Source organism: Streptomyces sp. NPDC043870, from assembly GCF_056435785.1.
The window spans coordinates 39,488-56,805 of the sequence record NZ_JBWKDT010000016.1 but is presented as its reverse complement, the minus strand read 5'-3'; the positions used below and the strand labels follow the sequence as shown (position 1 = coordinate 56,805).

At 70.8% G+C, this 17,318-nt stretch carries 13 protein-coding genes; 3 read left to right on the top strand and 10 right to left on the bottom strand.

What is annotated here, in order from left to right; genetic code table 11:
- Positions 1-95: 95 nt before the first annotated feature.
- From AC0699_RS20845 to AC0699_RS20815, 7 genes are all read right to left on the bottom strand, one after another.
- Positions 96-1,664, bottom strand: coding sequence for an RNA polymerase sigma factor (locus AC0699_RS20845; protein WP_478662243.1), 1,569 nt, complete (start codon positions 1,662-1,664; stop codon positions 96-98).
- A 350-nt stretch (positions 1,665-2,014) separates the two neighbouring features.
- On the bottom strand, positions 2,015-2,902 hold the full coding sequence (locus AC0699_RS20840; protein ID WP_469771582.1) for a FadR/GntR family transcriptional regulator: 888 nt from the start codon (positions 2,900-2,902) through the stop codon (positions 2,015-2,017).
- Positions 2,903-3,063: 161 nt separating this feature from the next.
- Positions 3,064-4,857: an ABC transporter ATP-binding protein gene (locus AC0699_RS20835; protein WP_478662239.1), complete on the bottom strand. Its 1,794-nt coding sequence runs from the start codon at positions 4,855-4,857 to the stop codon at positions 3,064-3,066.
- Between the two features lie 8 nt (positions 4,858-4,865).
- Positions 4,866-5,111: a hypothetical protein gene (locus tag AC0699_RS20830; protein WP_478662237.1), complete on the bottom strand. Its 246-nt coding sequence runs from the start codon at positions 5,109-5,111 to the stop codon at positions 4,866-4,868.
- A gap of 99 nt (positions 5,112-5,210) precedes the next feature.
- On the bottom strand, positions 5,211-5,972 hold the full coding sequence (locus AC0699_RS20825) for an NUDIX hydrolase (RefSeq protein ID WP_469771579.1): 762 nt from the start codon (positions 5,970-5,972) through the stop codon (positions 5,211-5,213).
- Positions 5,973-6,036: 64 nt separating this feature from the next.
- Entirely contained in the window at positions 6,037-7,971 is a 1,935-nt protein-coding gene (locus tag AC0699_RS20820) for an amylo-alpha-1,6-glucosidase (protein ID WP_478662234.1), read from the bottom strand.
- Between the two features lie 316 nt (positions 7,972-8,287).
- On the bottom strand, positions 8,288-9,925 hold the full coding sequence (locus AC0699_RS20815) for a DUF4192 domain-containing protein (RefSeq protein WP_478662232.1): 1,638 nt from the start codon (positions 9,923-9,925) through the stop codon (positions 8,288-8,290).
- 112 nt (positions 9,926-10,037) lie between these two features.
- Here AC0699_RS20815 and AC0699_RS20810 point away from each other — a divergent pair, with 112 nt between their 5' ends.
- Positions 10,038-12,209 carry a RecQ family ATP-dependent DNA helicase gene (locus tag AC0699_RS20810; RefSeq protein WP_478662230.1) on the top strand — a complete coding sequence of 724 codons (2,172 nt, stop codon included), beginning with the start codon at positions 10,038-10,040 and terminating at the stop codon, positions 12,207-12,209.
- A 216-nt stretch (positions 12,210-12,425) separates the two neighbouring features.
- Entirely contained in the window at positions 12,426-13,055 is a 630-nt protein-coding gene (locus tag AC0699_RS20805) for a hypothetical protein (protein WP_478662228.1), read from the top strand.
- 197 nt (positions 13,056-13,252) lie between these two features.
- Here the strand turns inward: AC0699_RS20805 and AC0699_RS20800 are convergent, their stop codons facing one another.
- The 3 genes from AC0699_RS20800 to AC0699_RS20790 all read right to left on the bottom strand — a co-directional run bounded on the left by AC0699_RS20800 (position 13,253) and on the right by AC0699_RS20790 (position 15,400).
- Positions 13,253-13,873 carry a hypothetical protein gene (locus AC0699_RS20800; RefSeq protein WP_469771574.1) on the bottom strand — a complete coding sequence of 207 codons (621 nt, stop codon included), beginning with the start codon at positions 13,871-13,873 and terminating at the stop codon, positions 13,253-13,255.
- A 105-nt stretch (positions 13,874-13,978) separates the two neighbouring features.
- Entirely contained in the window at positions 13,979-14,689 is a 711-nt protein-coding gene (locus AC0699_RS20795; protein WP_478662226.1) for a ribonuclease HII, read from the bottom strand.
- An 84-nt stretch (positions 14,690-14,773) separates the two neighbouring features.
- Positions 14,774-15,400 carry a TetR/AcrR family transcriptional regulator gene (locus AC0699_RS20790; RefSeq protein WP_478662225.1) on the bottom strand — a complete coding sequence of 209 codons (627 nt, stop codon included), beginning with the start codon at positions 15,398-15,400 and terminating at the stop codon, positions 14,774-14,776.
- Between the two features lie 125 nt (positions 15,401-15,525).
- On the opposite strand from AC0699_RS20790, the gene AC0699_RS20785 reads away from it, so the two are divergent.
- Complete coding sequence (locus AC0699_RS20785; RefSeq protein ID WP_478662223.1) at positions 15,526-17,079, top strand: MFS transporter; 1,554 nt, start codon at positions 15,526-15,528, stop codon at positions 17,077-17,079.
- The last annotated feature ends 239 nt before the right edge of the window (positions 17,080-17,318 follow it).

The window sequence follows — 17,318 nt, the reverse complement described above, 5'->3', positions numbered from 1 at the left end:
ACCTGCGCGGGACTGCCCTGGAAGGCCGGCTGCACGGAAATGACCGAGGGCCAGGCTCCCTCTCGGCAGCCGGGCCCTCGTACGTGCGGTACGTCCTAGTCCAGGTAGTCGCGCAGCACCTGGGACCGCGACGGGTGGCGCAGCTTCGACATGGTCTTGGACTCGATCTGACGGATGCGCTCACGCGTCACGCCGTAGACCTTGCCGATCTCGTCGAGCGTCTTCGGCTGTCCGTCGGTGAGGCCGAAGCGCATGGAGACGACGCCCGCCTCGCGCTCCGAGAGCGTGTCGAGCACCGAGTGCAGCTGCTCCTGAAGGAGCGTGAAGCTGACCGCGTCGGCCGGGACGACCGCCTCGGAGTCCTCGATCAGGTCACCGAACTCGCTGTCGCCGTCCTCACCCAGCGGGGTGTGGAGGGAGATCGGCTCGCGGCCGTACTTCTGGACCTCGATGACCTTCTCCGGGGTCATGTCGAGCTCCTTGGCCAGCTCCTCCGGGGTGGGCTCACGGCCCAGGTCCTGGAGCATCTGGCGCTGCACACGCGCGAGCTTGTTGATGACCTCGACCATGTGCACCGGGATACGGATGGTGCGGGCCTGGTCGGCCATGGCGCGGGTGATCGCCTGACGGATCCACCAGGTGGCGTACGTGGAGAACTTGTAGCCCTTGGTGTAGTCGAACTTCTCGACGGCGCGGATCAGACCGAGGTTGCCCTCCTGGATCAGGTCCAGGAAGAGCATGCCGCGGCCGGTGTAGCGCTTGGCCAGCGAGACGACCAGGCGGAGGTTGGCCTCCAGCAGGTGGTTCTTGGCGCGGCGCCCGTCCTCGGCGATGATCTCCAGCTCGCGCTTGAGCTTCGGGGCGAGCTTGTCGGAGTTCGCCAGCTTGTCCTCGGCGAACAGACCCGCTTCGATGCGCTTGGCCAGCTCGACCTCCTGCTCGGCGTTGAGCAGGGGGACCTTGCCGATCTGCTTGAGGTAGTCCTTGACCGGGTCGGCGGTCGCACCGGCGACGGCGACCTGCTGCGCGGGAGCGTCGTCCTCGTCCTCGTCGGACAGGACGAAGCCCTTGCTCTCGCCCTCGGTCTCCTCGTCCTCGCCCTTACCGGGCTGGACCTCCTCGAGCAGCTCCTCGCCCTCGAGGCCCTCGTCGGTGTCCTTCTTGGCGGCGGTCTTCTTGCCGACCGCCGTCGTCTTCTTGGCGGCGGTCTTCTTGGCCGCCGTCGCCTTCTTGGCCACGGTCTTCTTCGCGGCCACCTTCTTCGCGGGCGCCGCGGTCTCGTCGGCCGTGGCCGCCGCGATCTCGTCGGTCATGGCCGCCGGTGCCGCGGTGGCGGCCGCGACGGTCTTCGCCGCGGTCGTCTTGGCCGCGACGGTCTTGGTGGCGGTGCGCTTTGCCGGGCTCTTAGCTGCGACGCTCTTGCGGGTGCGCTTGGGCGACTCCGCGGCACTGACCATCAGCGTCACACCCTCTTCCTCGAGGATCTGGTTGAGGCTGCGCAGAACATTCTTCCACTGGGTTGGCGGAATCTGGTCAGCCTCGAAGGCCCGACGCACGTCATCGCCGGCGATCTGCCCATCAGCCTTTCCCCGCTCGATGAGCGCCATCACAGACTCGGACTCGGCGATCTCCGGCGGGAGCGTACGGGATGTGCTGGCCGACACGAACAACCTCTCGGAACGATGGAAAACGGCTTCCGGCCCCGCCCATGATCGGGCCGGAGCCGACGACCGCCGGTTGGGGATGTACCGACGGCGCGGGCTGAGCCTCAGAGCTGCACAGCGCCATGAACGGCGTCTGTATTCCCTCCTCGGCTGTCACCTCTTAGGTCATCGCACTGTTTCGAGGAGTGTTACGCCCAATCCGCGTGGCCCGAGTCACACCTCATTTGCGACTAAACGACCAGATGGGGAGTTCACTCCCTATTCGCCCCCACATCCGTGTCGCCGGACCCTCGGGTCCGGCGACACACGATGGGTACGCCTCGGAACGCCCCGGCCGCGCCCCCGGGGGGTCAGTGCTCGCGCGGGGCGGGCACGACGCGCTCCACCTCTGGGTGGACGGTGAGAAGTTGGCGCATGGCCGACTCGGCACTGTGCGCATCCCCGGTGGCGAGGGCGTCGACGATCCTGGCGTGGTGCGCGAGGGACACCTCGGAGGGGCGGTCACATCCGGCGGCCGGGCCCCCGGAGACCTGGAGCGCGGCGGCGACGATGCCGGAGAGGTGCTCCAGCATGCGGTTGCCGGCGACCTGGATCAGGAGGGAATGGAACTCGACGTCGGCACGTGCGAAGGTGATTCCGTCACCCTGCGTAAACGAGTGACTCATGATCTCGACCATGTCGCCGAGCCGCTGCTGGATGTCCTCGCGGCCGTGACCTGCGGCGAGGCGCGCCGCGAGCGGCTCGATCGTCCAGCGCAGCTCGCTCAGCTCACGGCGCTGGTCGTCGCGCTGCGGACCGAAGGCGCGCCACTCGATGATGTCGGGGTCCAGCAGGTTCCAGTCGCTGACCGGACGGACCCGGGTGCCGACGTTCGGACGGGCGCTGACCAGGCCCTTGGCCTCGAGGACGCGCAGCGATTCCCGGACGACGGTGCGGGAGACCTCGAATCGCTGGCCGATCTCCTCGGGTACGAGCGGACGGTCGGCCCCGAGGTCGCCGGAGACGATCATCTGGCCCAGCTGCTGGACGAGTTGACCGTGGAGCCCGCGGCCCCGGCTGCCCGCCGCGCGGCGGCTGACCCGGCCCAGCTCGGCTTCCGTGGTGTCCCAGGCCGGGGGGCCGACGCGGTCGACGCCGGGCGCCTCCGGGTAGGGGTATCGGTCGAGGTCGCCCGGGCCGGCGAGGCCGGACTCGGCGGGGCGGGCGGCGGTCATCATGGTGTGCGCAAGGGTACTCACGCATCCTTTGTCGGCGTGGCTCCGGCACCCCTTGAGGTCTTTGGTGAAAAGCACACGAAAGGGTGATCGCCGCCCACCCTGCAATTGACGCCTTATCGGAAAGAAACGGTCATTCTTCTGGGAGTTACGAGCAGCTCACCGCTCCCCCGGACTCAAGACGTTCACCAACGGGCCCTGCCGCGAAGGCCGGTGAACAGGTATGCACAGAGCAGGGCGGACAGCGACAACGCCAGTGCCGCGCCCACGGGTTGGGCCAGCATCCGCAGCCCGGCCGACAGCCAGGGATCGACCTCGTAGGGCCACTCCAGCCAGGCCAGCTCACGCAAGCGGCCCGGGAGTCCGGCGATCGAACGCGCGGACGGGCCCGCGAACGCCCTCTGCACCAGTGGCACGACCATCACCGGTACGGCGAGCACCGCCGCCACTCCGGCGGCCGTGACCCGGAAGATCCCTGCGGCGAGCAGCCCGGCCCAGGCGCAGCCCACCAGGAGACCGGACCAACTCGCGGACAGCGCGGGCCAGTTGTCCGGCACGGGTGCCACTTCGCCCCCGTACAGGAGACGGAGGACCTGGCCGTCCAGTACGGCGACGAGAAACCCGATCACCAGGGCGGCGCCGGCCGTCACCGCGAGCTTGGCGGACAGCAGCCCGAGGCGGCGAGGAACGGTTCCGCGTCCGGTCGCGAGCGCGGGGTAGCGGAATTCCTCCCCGAAGGAGAGGGAGCCGAGCAGGCCGGCACCGAGGGCGGCGGGCGGCAGTGGCAGCAGCTCGGGCCAGGCGGCGAGCAGGCCCGGCAGCGGGGTGCGGCCGAAGTGCCCGAGCAGCCCTGAGAGGCCGGCCGAGACGACGAGGACGGCTGTCACGATCAGATGGGTCGTCGGGACGCCGAGGAGCCGGCGCAGTTCGTATCGCAGCGGCTGCAGCGGCGTACGGCGCGGGCGGGCCTCGAGACGCGGAAGCGGCGACGGGTCCCCCGCGGGGGGAGGCTGCGCGAGGCTCGCGGCGGGAGCGGATTCGGCCGGGGCGGAGACGCCAGGGGCCGGGGCGGCGGGGGCCGGGGCGGCGGGGGGCAGGGCTGCCGGACCGGCGTCGCCGATCTCGTCGGCGAGTTGGTGGACGAGGACGCCGTGCCGGAAGGCGGTCTCGCCGATCTCGGCACAGCTGCTGCCGTAGACGGAGAGCCGGTTGCCGCCCTCGGCGACGACTTCGACGGAGCGCCGGGCGGCCCGCGCCTCACGACCGACCACCGCGGCGAGCCGTGCGGCGTGCGGGGTACGGACCGCGACGCGCGGCCGGAGCCGGGTGCGGGCGAAGTCCGCCACGTCCTGGTCCGCGACGAGCCGGCCCTTGTCGATGGTGACGACGCGATCCGCGGTCCGGGCCGCCTCTTTGGGGTCCGCGGTCGTGTACAGGACGGTGCCGCCGTGCGCTGCATGGGCGCGGAGCAGTCCGAAGAGCCAGCTCTCCTCCCGTGGCGACAGCCCTTCGGCGGGATCGTCGAGCACGAGGGTGTGAGGGTCACCCAACAGGGCTGAGGCCAGGCCCAGTCTGCGGTCCATGCCGAGGGAGAGCGTGCCGAGACGTGCGTCGCGCAGGGCGCCGATGCCGACGACTTCGAGCATGTCGTCGGCGCGTGACACGGGCACTCCGGCTGCGGCGCAGAGCATCCGGAGCTGGCCGCGGGCGGTACGGGCCGGGTGACCCGGTACGTCGCCGAGCAGCACCCCTACTTCGCGCGCGGGGCGGGCGATGCCGTGCAGCGGGCGCCCACGGAAGTACGTGACGCCACGGCCCGCCTCGAGTTCGAGCATCAGGCGCAGGGCCGTGGTCTTGCCGGAGCCCGGGGCGCCGAGGAGCGCGGTGACATTGCCGGGCCGCGCCTCGAAAGTCAGATCGTCCACGGCGGGCGGAAGGTCCCGGCGAGGGGTGCTGGTGAGTCCGATGGCCTGGAGCATCGCTTCTCTCACGGAAGGTGAAACCGCTCGGCGGCAGGGCGGATGGGCGACAGAATGCGGGTACCGCAGCAAGATAACGCGACATTTCCGACTTTTGACGCAGCGTCGGGTGCGGTGTCAGCCCTGCCGCCGGACATCACCACGCACTGCGCCAGGCAGTGCGCCATGCACTGCGCCATGCACTGCGCCACGAACGTCGCCGAAGCCATCACCAAGGGCATGGCGAGCGAGATCGCCGGGGAGACGATCGCCACGGGTACCGCGCCGGGCGGGACTGGAAATGCGTCAGAGGAACGGGGGACGGGCTCCGGACGGCCCCGGAGCTTGTCCGGCGGACGATCCCAGCCTGATCCCTAGACTTCGGGGCGCAGCATCGGCGGGTTGAGCAGGGTCGCGCCTCCGGCCCGGAACAGCTGTGCGGGACGGCCGCCCTGTCGGGTTGTGGTCCCGCCCGCCGGCACGAGGAACCCCGGGGTGCCGGTCACCTTGCGATGGAAGTTCCGGGGGTCCAGGGCGACGCCCCACACCGCCTCGTACACCCGCCGCAGCTCGCCGACCGTGAACTCGGGCGGGCAGAACGCCGTGGCCAGTGAGGAGTACTCGATCTTGGAGCGGGCCCGCTCCACACCGTCGGCCAGGATCTGCGCGTGGTCGAAGGCGAGCTGCCCGGACTGCTCGTCCTCCCGTCCGCCGTTCTCCTGGTTCAGCAGGGTCTCGACGGGCGCCCAGCGCGCGCTGTTGGCGTCGCCGCCGGCGCGAGGCGACGGCAGGTCGGGGGAGAGCGCCAGATGCGCAACGCTCACCACCCGCATACGGGGGTCGCGCTTGGGGTCGCCGTAGGTGGCAAGCTGCTCCAGGTGGGCACCGTTGTCAGGAGCGGGCGAACCGGGGTCGTGCACACACAGGCCCGTCTCTTCGACAAGCTCCCGCGCCGCCGCCGCCGCAAGATCCTCATCGGCCCTGACGAAACCCCCGGGCAGCGCCCACCGGCCCTGGAACGGTGGCTCTCCGCGACGTACCACCAGGGCACACAGCGCATGGCGACGCACGGTGAGCACGACCAGGTCGACGGTGACAGCGAAGGGCGGGAAGGCCGACGGGTCGTAGGGCGACATGCCGCGATCATAGTCGTCTTCCTGACGATAAACACTCCCTTCGTGATCCAGGACAACGACTTCTTCACGCGCCGGTCCCATCCCGCTGCACCCCCAACTGGAGTCCGTCGGCGGCTTCCTCGACCATGCACAGCCCGAGCCTGCTGATCCGCACCGCGAAGGGCTCTCCGGCGACCCGCAGTCCGGTGAACTGCACGGCGCCGAGGGGAGCGCCGCGCAGCGGATGCAGGGCGACCGTGCCTGCCGGAGCGTCCGGGCGGATGCCCACGAGGGTGGTGAGCAGGTGGATCCCGGCAGCGGCGGACACGGCCGCCGGGCGGCACGCGGCGGGGTGCGGCACCGGCACCGCACCGGCGGTCCGCTGGTCCCCCGCGTACATGTCCGGGAGCCGGTGGCCGAAGGCCTCCGCGGCGTCGAGGACTCCACGGAGCAGGGAACTCGCCTCCTTCTCGTAGCCGGATGCGGCCAGTCCCGCGACTGCCACGGCTGTCTCATGCACCCGGACCGCTCCGGACCGGTGGCCGAACGGATTGTGTCCCGGCTCCTTCGCGCCCAGGCTCCGAAGACCCCAGCCCGAGTCCAGATCGGGAGCGCCGAGCAGTCGTGCCAGCTGTTCGGTCTGCACCCTGTCGAGCAGCCCGGGCGCCGGGCGGCCGCCGCCGAGGAGCCCCGTGTCCAGGAGGTGTGCGGCTGCCCCTCCCAGGTGGGGCACCGGCCGGCCGGACCGGACGCGGGCCGCCGCCGGCCGGCCGCCTCTGAGATCGTCGAGCCAGAACCCCTCCCGGAAGCTGCGCCGCATGGCGGCGGCCCGCTCCCGCCACCAGCCCGCTCCTGGCCGCCCGCACACCTCCAGCAGGTCGGCACCGAGCACGGCGGCCCTGTGCGCATGCGTCTGCGTCTCGGCGCGCTGCATCCCGGCGGGCCCCGGCTCGTACAGCAGCCCGTCGTCGCCGACAGTCCCGCGAAGCCAGGCCAGGCAGCGCTCGGCCGTGGGGAGCAGCGCCTCCAGCTCCGGCTCGGGAAGTCCCCAGCGCCACGCTTCGGCGAGGACGGCAGGGAAGGCGAGCGTCGCCTCGACTCCCGTGCAAATGGGTGGGAGGTGCGGCCCCGCGTCCCGGAGCGGTCCGGGCATGCGGCCGGCTTCCCGGCCCCTGCCGCCGAGCTGGCTCCTGGAGAGCGTACGCAGGGTGGCCGCGGCCAGTCGTGTGCCCACCGGGAGAGCCATTCGCACCGCCCACAGGGCCTCCGCGGGTGCGAGCCCGCAGCGCCACGGCACACCCGCCGCCGGACAGGCGTCCAAGGGATGATCGCGGTCGCGGAGGAGCAGGGCGCCGAGGTCCGCGAGTGCGGTCCGGAGGAAGCTCCCCACGCGCGGATCGTCGCCCTCCGCCTGCGCGTCGGCCAAGGGAGCGGCTCCATTGTGCTGGGACGGCCGTACCGCCTGGTCCGCGCGGACACGGAGTTCGATGACGCGCGTCTCGCCGGGTGCCAGCTCGAACTCCCAGCGCAGCAGTCCCGCCGAGGCCAGCGCGTCCTTGGGCGGCGGAACAGCGGTGACGATGGTGTGTGCGCCACCTGCCGCGGACCAGCGCAGGCCCGAGTCATGGACGCTTGCGGGCAGCTCGGGCCCTGCCCGGCCCGTCGCCACCGCGCCCAGTTCCGCGAGGTCGGTGGCGAGTGCCAGCTCGACGGGGAGACGGACCGTCCGGCCCGACCAGCTGCGCAGCACGATTCGTTCGCTGCCGTCGGCGTCCCGTGAGCGCTCCACACCGATCTCGGGATCGGGCCCTGCGCCGGCAGGGGTCCGCGCCACGGCGAAGAAGGTTGCCCGGTCGGCCGAGACGAGCCTTCCCTGCACGACGACCGGTTCCCGTCCGGCGATCCGCAACTGGCTGCGCGAGAGCAGCCTCCGGCCGGAACGGTAGACGCCTTCCAGACCCTCTCCGTTGAGCTGGCCGTGTTCCGCGCACACGGCCAGGCTCGGCAACGCGACACACATGAGTACGTGATGCAGAGGCGGCGGTTCCCCCGCCGAGAGCCTCGAACCCGATGCCACGGTTCCGGCGTACGCGGCACCGGCAGGGCCGTCCGGCGCTTCGCCGACGACTGCCGCGTGCAGGTGTGGGGGGACGGTGTCCCAGGCCGTGCCGGGTTGCCGGACCGGTGTGGAGATCTGAGAAGTGTCGCTCGGGGGCATGTGGGGTCTGCTGTGCCTTCTGTGCGCTCCGGACAGCCGCTTCGGATGCGGCGGCACGGGGTACACGACACCGCCACACAGGTGAACGGCCGCACACGCTGCGGGGTCACGCCAGTCATCACCCGCTCCCCGTACCGCGTCGGCCGGCCCGCCTCGCCGAGCGCGTCCGGCTCCCGTTGGATGCGGGGCCGACGTCGGACGAGGTACGACGCTTCGACGCCGCGTCCACCGAGGGCGCCGACGGGCCGGGCCTGGGGCTCTTCCGTTTGCCGGCCGTGCGCGGCATCCGGGGCCGCTGCGGTTCCGGCCGCCGCGCCGCGTTGCGGCCGACCGGGCCCACCGGGCCGACGGGACAAACGGGACCGACCGCCGAGCCCGGTTCCTCGGATGCGGGAACGTCGGATCCGGTGACCGCCCGGGCGCCGGGCGCCGGTACGGGATCCTTCGAAGCAGGTGCCTCCGCGGCGCGGGGCTCCGACGCAGGGGCCTGCGAAACAGGAGCGGCCGAGGCAGGGGTGGCCGAGGCAGGGGTGGCCGAGGCAGGGGTGGCCGAGGCAGGGGTGGCCGAGGAGGCCTGCGAAGCAGGGGTGGCCGAAGCAGGAGCGGCCGAGGCACGCGGCACCGATCCGGCGCGCTCCTGGCGCAGACAGCGGCGCAGTGCCTCGGGGTCCAGCCCCTCATTGCAGGCCTGGTGGAGCAGCCGGGCGAAGACGTACTCGGGGTCGGCGCGTAGGGCCAGGCTGAGCGCGACCCGCGCACCGGGTTCGTCGCCGATGGACCAGGAGACCCAGCCGGCCAGGGAGAGCGGGGCGGCCGCATGCTCCGCGTACCGGCCGACACACCGACGCGACAACGCCCGCCACAGCCGCAGCGCGCGATCGGCCTCCTGCCCCTCCATCCAGCCCGCCGCGTGATCCCGGGTGTCCCGGTCCTGGAGGCCGAGGATCACCGCGGCCGCCTCGTCGTCCGAGATGAGCCTGTCGTCCCGCACGTCAGCCGTGGACCGACCGACGCCCACGGTCGCCCTCTCCCCCAGGCGCTTCATCAGCCTGCGTGCGAGCCGCAGGGTCTCCTTTCCGACCAGTTCTCTGCTCTGGCTGTCCAGGATCCTGGGCACGAGCGCGGCGCCCGCGGAGTCGAGTGCTCGTTCCTGACCGGCTGCGGACGGAGTGGGCACGGGCTGCAGGCGCGCCTCCATCTCTCTCAGCGATCCGCGGACCTGGATACCTGCGTAGGCCGCGGCCGCGGCCATGACGGATGTGCCCTGCATCGCCATTGCCGTCCCCTCCGCCGGACAGCAACGGGAATCCGGGCAGCAGTACGACCAGAAGCGGCCGCCCGAAATGCAGAGCGCCTCGTGGACCGGAACGTCGAGCGAGCCGCAGGACGTCCTCAGCCATTGCGCGAGCGGCCTCAGCCGCTCCATCACCGCGGAGCCCGTCTCTCCTTCTCCCGGGTCCTGGCAGAGGAAGACGACAATGCCGTCGGGCCGGGCGCCGCGCCGCTCACTGCCTTCCACCAGGCATTCGGCGAGGTGCTGAGCCACGGGCAGCCACTCCCGCGGCGATTCCGGGATGCCCAGTCTGAGGCGCCCGCCGAAGCGGCCGCGGCTGCCGTGGAGCGCGACCATCACGATCGAATCAGTCGGGTGGAAGCCCAGCATGTAGGGCAGGGCATCGGCCAGTTCGGCAGCTCCGCGCAGCGTGATCTGCTGCTGCTCGTCGGCGGGTCCGGTGGGTTCGTGGTGCTTGTTCATGGCACGACGGTCCCGCGGACCGCCCCGGATCCGCGACCCCTGTGGATAACGTTATCCACAGGCCGGCGGCCTCATTCGCGCTTTGTCCGACCCATCGGGTTGCATGGGGGGCATGACCAACGCAGACCGCCTAGATCTCCGCGCATCGGCCGACTTCGTACTCGCACGCCTCGTCGGGGACACCACCGGCACCGCCAGGCTCCGCGAGGACCAGTGGCGGGCGATCGAAGCGCTCGTCGCCGACAAGCGCAGAGCGCTGGTCGTGCAGCGGACGGGCTGGGGCAAGTCCGCGGTGTATTTCGTCGCGACGTCCCTGCTGCGTGAGCGCGGCAGCGGTCCGACAGTGATCGTGTCGCCGCTGCTCGCACTCATGCGCAACCAGGTGGAGGCCGCGGCCCGGGCCGGTATCCGCGCCCGGACGATCAACTCGTCGAACACGGAGGAGTGGGACACCGTCCAGGCAGAGGTGACCGCCGGCGAGGTCGACGTTCTGCTGGTCAGTCCGGAGCGCCTCAACAATCCGGATTTCCGTGACCAGGTGCTGCCCAAGCTCGCCGCGGCAACCGGGCTCCTGGTCGTGGACGAGGCGCACTGCATCTCGGACTGGGGCCATGACTTCCGGCCCGACTACCGGCGGCTGCGCACGATGCTCGCGGATCTTCCGCCGGGTGTTCCGGTGCTCGCCACCACCGCCACGGCCAACGCACGGGTGACCGCGGATGTGGCCGAGCAGCTGGGGACAGGCGCGGGCACGGACGCGCTGGTGCTCAGAGGGCCGCTCGACCGGGAGAGTCTCAGCCTGAGTGTTGTTCAGCTCCCCGATGCCGCCCACCGCTTGGCCTGGCTGGCCGACCATCTGGGCGACCTGCCCGGCTCCGGAATCATCTACACCCTCACGGTCGCCGCAGCCGAGGAGGTCACGACGTATCTGCGGCACTGTGGTCACACCGTGTCGTCGTACACGGGCCGCACCGAGAACGCGGACCGCCAGCAGGCCGAGGACGATCTGCTGAACAACCGGGTGAAGGCCCTCGTGGCCACCTCCGCGCTCGGCATGGGCTTCGACAAGCCCGATCTGGGATTCGTGGTCCACCTCGGCTCGCCCTCGTCACCCATCGCCTATTACCAGCAGGTGGGCCGGGCCGGACGAGGTGTGGAGCACGCCGAGGTGCTGCTCCTGCCCGGCAAGGAGGACGAGGCTATCTGGCAGTACTTCGCCTCGGTCGCCTTCCCTCCGGAAGAGCTGGTGCGCCGCACGCTGGACGTGCTGGCGCAGGCAGGCAGGCCGCTGTCGCTGCCTGCCATGGAGCCCCTGGTCGAGCTCCGGCGTACGCGGCTGGAGACGATGCTCAAGGTCCTCGACGTGGACGGGGCGGTACGCCGGGTGAAGGGCGGCTGGACCACGACCGGACAGCCCTGGGTGTACGACTCCGACCGGTATGCGTGGGTGGCGCGGCAGCGGGAGGCCGAGCAGCAGGCGATGCGTGACTACGCATCGGCGGTGGGCTGCCGGATGGAGTTCCTGCGGCGGCAGTTGGACGACGAGGAGGCCGCCCGGTGCGGTCGCTGCGACAACTGCGCGGGGGCACGCTTCGATGCCGGGGTGTCCAACGCCGCCCTGGATGCGGCGCGCGGAGAGCTCAGCCGACCCGGTGTGGAGGTGGAGCCTCGCAAGATGTGGCCCACCGGGCTGGCAGCGGTCGGTATCGACCTGAAGGGACGAATCCCCGTCGGGGAACAGGCCTTCACGGGCAGGGCGCTCGGACGGCTGTCCGACATCGGCTGGGGGAACCGGTTGCGCCCGATGCTCGCTCCTCAGGCTCCTGACGGACCGGTGCCGGACGATGTGGTGAAGGCCGTCGTGACCGTACTGGCCGACTGGGCCAAGGGGGCCGGTGGCTGGGCATCCGGAGCCGCTGACGCAACGTCCCGTCCGGTCGGGGTGGTTACTGTCGCCTCGCGTGGCAAGCCGCAACTCGTCGGTTCACTCGGCGCCCGGATCGCCGAGGTCGGCCGGATGCCGTTCCTCGGCACGGTCGAATACGCGCCGGGGGCCGAAGACACGCATATCTCACGGACGAACAGCGCTCAACGGGTGCGCGGCCTGCACGAGGCCCTCGCCGTGCCGCCCGATCTGGCCCGCGCGGTCGGGGCGGCCGGTGGTCCCGTGCTGCTCATCGATGACCTTTCGGACACTGGCTGGACCTTGGCCGTCGTTTCTCGGCTGCTGCGCCGAGCAGGCGCAGAAGGGGTATTTCCGCTGGTCCTCGCGGTTCAGGCCTGAATGGGGCGTGACATCAGGCCGGGATGGGCAGGGATATGAACACCATAAGTGCTCATTCCAGTCAGCGGTCTCAATTGCTCGTTGCCGCGTGCCCGTAGGCCCGCAAGAATTGGAACCGCCCCCGCACGGTCCGATCGCGGTCCGGAAGGGCTGTGCCGCGGTGCGCCCTCACCCGACCCCTGCCCGCACTGTGGGCGCGTATGCGAAGGGAGGACCGTGACCTTCGGATTCGCCTCGTCCGCAGCCACTTCGATCAACCCATCGGTCGATTCCGCCAGCCGCCTGGCCAGGTTGCTCGAACCCGCCGAGTGGACGGCAGCGGGAATACCTCTGCTCCGCAACCCGCGCGAGGTTGTGAGCGGCCTCCACATCCGCCATCGGCCAACGCCGTCGACGGCTGTCGTCGCCGTACTCGACCATGAGGAACGGCTCACCGCCAGCGCTTCGTTCGCCCGGCGTTCCGTCCCCGTGGACGGCTGGGAATTCCGTAACGCCCTGCTGGCGCATCTGCGCCGGGTCATTCCGCACGACCTGCGCCGCCGTGCTCCGGTGCGTACCGCCGTGCTGCTCTACTGCCGCGAGGGCGACGAACGCTGGACGGAGGAGGACGGTGCCTGGATGTGGGGACTGCGGGACGCGTGCACGCTGCACGGGCTGCGCTGCGGTGCGTACATCACGCTGACGCGCGGAGGTTGGCAGGTGCTGGGTGAGGGACGCGGCGGCCGGCGGCCCAACTCCGACTCCCTGACTGATGGTTTCGCAGACATCGTGGCCGATCCTGGACCGGTCCCCCTGCGTACCGCGAGCGGCGCCGCCGAAGCGCTGCGCCGCACGGCGGCGCGCTGAACCGAGCCCGGGACCGTCTCCGCGGGCGTTCGGGCAGGTGCAGCCCGACAGGGACCCGCTGTGCGACGCGGCGCCGGTGTTGCGCCGACCGCACCGCGCACACGGTACGGGCGGCGCGGCAGGGCAGTCGTGGCACCGGACGGCCCGGTGCCCGGACGGCAGCGTGCCCCGGGTGCGGGCGCGCAGAGCCTCTCGGCTCAGACGCCCGCGCCGAGTGCCGCGTTGATGCGGTTCGGGTCACCGCACACGATGAACAGCGCGCCCGCGCGGCCCATGGCGACGGGCAGCGCCCGGGCTGCACCGTCGTCGCTGCCGCCGTTGACGGCGACGACGACCACGGGACGGGCCGACGCACGGTCCGCCGAAGCGGCGTCCGCGTAGAACACGTCGTCGCCGGCGTCGTGCTGGGCCCAGTACGCGGTCTCGCCGAAGGACAGCTCATGCGCGGCCCAGGGGTGCTGTTCCCCTGTGGTCAGCACGAGGATGTCGCCGGGGGCACGACCGGAGTCGAGCAGCAGGTCGACGGCCTCGCCGGCGGCGTCGAGCGCGCCTTCGGCGGAGGCGGGAATGAGCTGGATCTGCGGCACGGAACGATTCTCCGGCCGCGGTGACTGGGGCTGCCCGGCGGAGGTGTGCGTGCGCTGGGCAGGCGGCGCGGGCCTGGCCGGGCCGGGGCCCGGGCGTCCGGGACGGGGCGCGGCCGCGGTACGCGGACCGGGTACGGGACGGGGGGTCGGCGCGGTGCGGCCTGCGGCCTGAGTGGCGCGGGGACCCTGGGCACTCTCGTGAATCTGAGGCTCCTCGGGGATGAGAGGCATGATGGATATCTATCAAACGCCGGTGCGGCGGGCATCGGCGGGTGGGCACATAAGTGCGACCGGACAGGTCATCCGGTCCGTACGGCGGTCGTCGGGCCGGCCGGTTCAGAAGTCGAAGCCGAGTTGGCCCCCGCCTTCCAGAGCGGCCGCCTCCACGGAGATCCGGATCTTCTTGAGATGCCGCCATTGCGGCAACGCGTCGAGGTAGGCCCAGGAGAGCCGGTGGTACGGAGTGGGACCAAGCTCCTCCAGTGCCGCCTTGTGGACGGGCGAGGGGTAGCCGGCGTTGTCGGCGAACCCGAACGGCTCGTACGCCGCCGACTCCAGCCCCAGCTCAGCCATCAGCGCGTCCCTGCGCACTTTGGCGATCACCGAAGCAGCCGCGACCGCGACGCAGGACCGGTCCCCCTTGATGACCGTACGGACCCGCCACGGCAGGCCCAGATAGTCGTGCTTGCCGTCGAGGATGACCGCGTCCGGCCGCACCGGCAGTGCGTCCAGCGCGCGCACGGCGGCGAGACGCAGAGCCGCGGTCATTCCCAGGTCGTCGATCTCCTCCGGGGAGGCGTGCCCCAATGCGTGCGAGGTGACCCAGCCCTCCAGTTGCTCCGCCAGCTCCGTACGGCGCTTGGGGCTGATCAGCTTGGAGTCGGTGAGCCCGGCAGGGGGTCTGCGCAGTCCCGTGACGGCGGCGCATACCGTGACCGGTCCGGCCCACGCCCCGCGCCCGACCTCGTCGACTCCAGCGATGATCTTGGCACCTGTGGTGGCCCGGAGCGAGCGCTCAACGGTGTGGGTGGGTGGTTCGTACGCCATGGCGCCAGACAGGTTACGCCGCTCGGGCGGGCCACAAAACCCCGGATCCCGTTCTCCGGCCCGCTGCCCGGCCCGCCGCCCGACTCAGCCCGCTCGCGGACGGAGCAGGGGCACCATGACCCGATCGATCATCTCGGCGATGTCCACGTCCTCCCATTCGCTGCCGCACACCTTGGAGCGGTACATCATCATCGCGGGGATCACATCGAAGACCAGGTCGTCCAAGGCGTCGGACCGAACGTCGCCCCGCTCGATGCCCCGGCGCACAACCTGCCGGAGGAGACGGACCGAGGGTTCGATGACACCGCTGAAGATCAGGGCATGGAATCGCTCAGCCGTGGACGAATCGCATTCGTGAAGCACAGAGCGGAGGGCGAACCCCGGCTTCGAATACATCGCCGCGCGCATCCGACGGCAGAGGTGATACAGGTCCTCGCGGGCGCTTCCCTGATCGGGTGCGTCCTCGAGGGCCGGCAGCCCCGCCTGCAGGGCATCCGCGACCAGGTCCTCCTTGCAGGGCCAGCGGCGGTAGACCGCGGCCTTGCCGGTCTGGGCGAGGGTGGCGACACCCTCCATGGTGAGGCCGTTCCAGCCGACCGTACTCAGCTGCTCGAGCGCGGCGTCGAGGATCGCCCGCTCCAGCACAGGTCCGCGGCGGCGCATTGACGCCGACTGCGGCCGAGCGGCGGCCGCAGGACGCGAAGTAACCATCAACAACTCTCCAACTCAGCAGTGCGGTAGCGCCAGTGAACGCTTGCGTTCACTGTTGGGGAGTCACTACCGTTGACGACTCAGTGAACGTATCCGTTCACTAACTCAAGTGTGGGGGACTCACAGTGACAACCTCTCAGTTGGAATCTCAGCACAAACCGGGCACAGCCCGCAGGGAGGGGCGTCCTGGAATCGCCCTCACGGTCATCGCCGCCTGCCAACTCATGGTGGTACTCGACGCGACGATTGTGAATATCGCGCTTCCGCATATCCAGGACGCGCTGAACTTCTCCACCACCGACCTCTCGTGGGTGCTCAGCGCCTACACCCTGACCTTCGGCGGACTGCTGCTGCTCGGAGGCCGAGCCGGCGACATTCTGGGCCGCCGAAGGGTGTTCATGGCCGGCATCCTGGTCTTCACACTCGCCTCACTGCTCGGCGGCCTGGCCCAGGAACCCTGGCAGCTGCTGGCGGCACGAGCACTCCAGGGTGTCGGTGGCGCAATCGCCTCTCCGACGTCGCTCGCGCTGATAACCACGACGTTCCCCGAAGGGCCCGAACGCAACCGGGCGTTCGGCGTGTTCGCGGCCGTCTCGGCAGGCGGCGGCGCGATCGGGCTGCTGGCAGGCGGCATGCTCACCGAGTGGCTCGACTGGCGCTGGGTGCTCTTCGTCAACGTCCCGATCGGCGTTCTGATCGCCTTTCTCGCCCCGCTGTACATCAACGAATCGGAGCGCCATCCCGGCCGTTTCGACATCGCGGGTGCGCTGACCTCCACGGCCGGCATGGCCTCGCTCGTCTATGGATTCATCCGGGCATCGGAGGAAGGCTGGCGGGACGCGCTCACCCTCGGATCCTTCGGCGCGGCTGTGGTTCTGCTCGCCGCCTTCGCGGTCGTCGAGTCGCGGGCCCGGGAGCCGATCACACCGCTCAGGATGTTCGCCGACCGGAATCGATCGGGTACGTACATGATCATGCTGAGCCTGGCCGCGGCGATGTTCGGCATGTTCTTCTTCATCGTGCTGTTCGTGCAGAACGTGCTCGGCTACAGCCCGATCGAGGCCGGTCTCGCATTCCTGCCGGTCACGGTCGCGATCATCACCGGCGCAGGACTCTCGCAGCGGCTGCTGCCGGTGCTCGGCCCCAAGCCTTTCATGGTCACCGGCTCCGCGATCACCGGAGTGGGCCTCTTCTGGCTGACTCTGATCAGCGCGGAGAGCTCGTACCTCAGCGGGATTCTCGGGCCCATGGTGCTCTTCGGCTTCGGCATGGGCCTCAACTTCGTGACGCTGACACTGACCGCGGTCTCGGGCGTGGCGCAGCACGAGGCCGGCGCGGCCTCGGGGCTGCTCAACGCGACGCAGCAGGTGGGCGGTTCGCTGGGGCTGTCCATCCTCGTCACCGTGTTCGGCACGGCGAGCCGCGACGAGGCGGAGACTCAGGTTCCGTCGTTCATGGCCCAGTCGACGCCGGAGCAGCAGGCCGAGTTCGCCAAGACGCATGAGCTGCCCGCGCCCTGGGGCCACGAGGTGCTGACCGAAGGTATCTCGACCTCGTTCATGGCGGCGGTGGGGATGGTGCTTCTGGCGCTGATCACCGCGGTGACGGTGATCCGTGTCCGCAAGAGCGATCTGGAGGCGCTCAGCGGGAACGCGGGAGCGGGCGGACCTGCCGCGTAGCGCGGGGTTCCCGAGAACTGTTCCGGCTGATGTCTCGAGTGAGGGCTCGGCTGAGGGCTCCACTGAAGGCTCGAGTGATGTGCGGTGGGGGGGGGGGGGGGGGGGGGGGGGGGACGACCCCACGCCCCCCCCCCCCCCCCCCCCCGACCACACAGCGGAAGAAGACGGGCACAAGAGAGACACGTCGTCCGATAACGTACGGTGCCGCTCTCTGACGAGCCCCGTCCGCAACCCCGCCA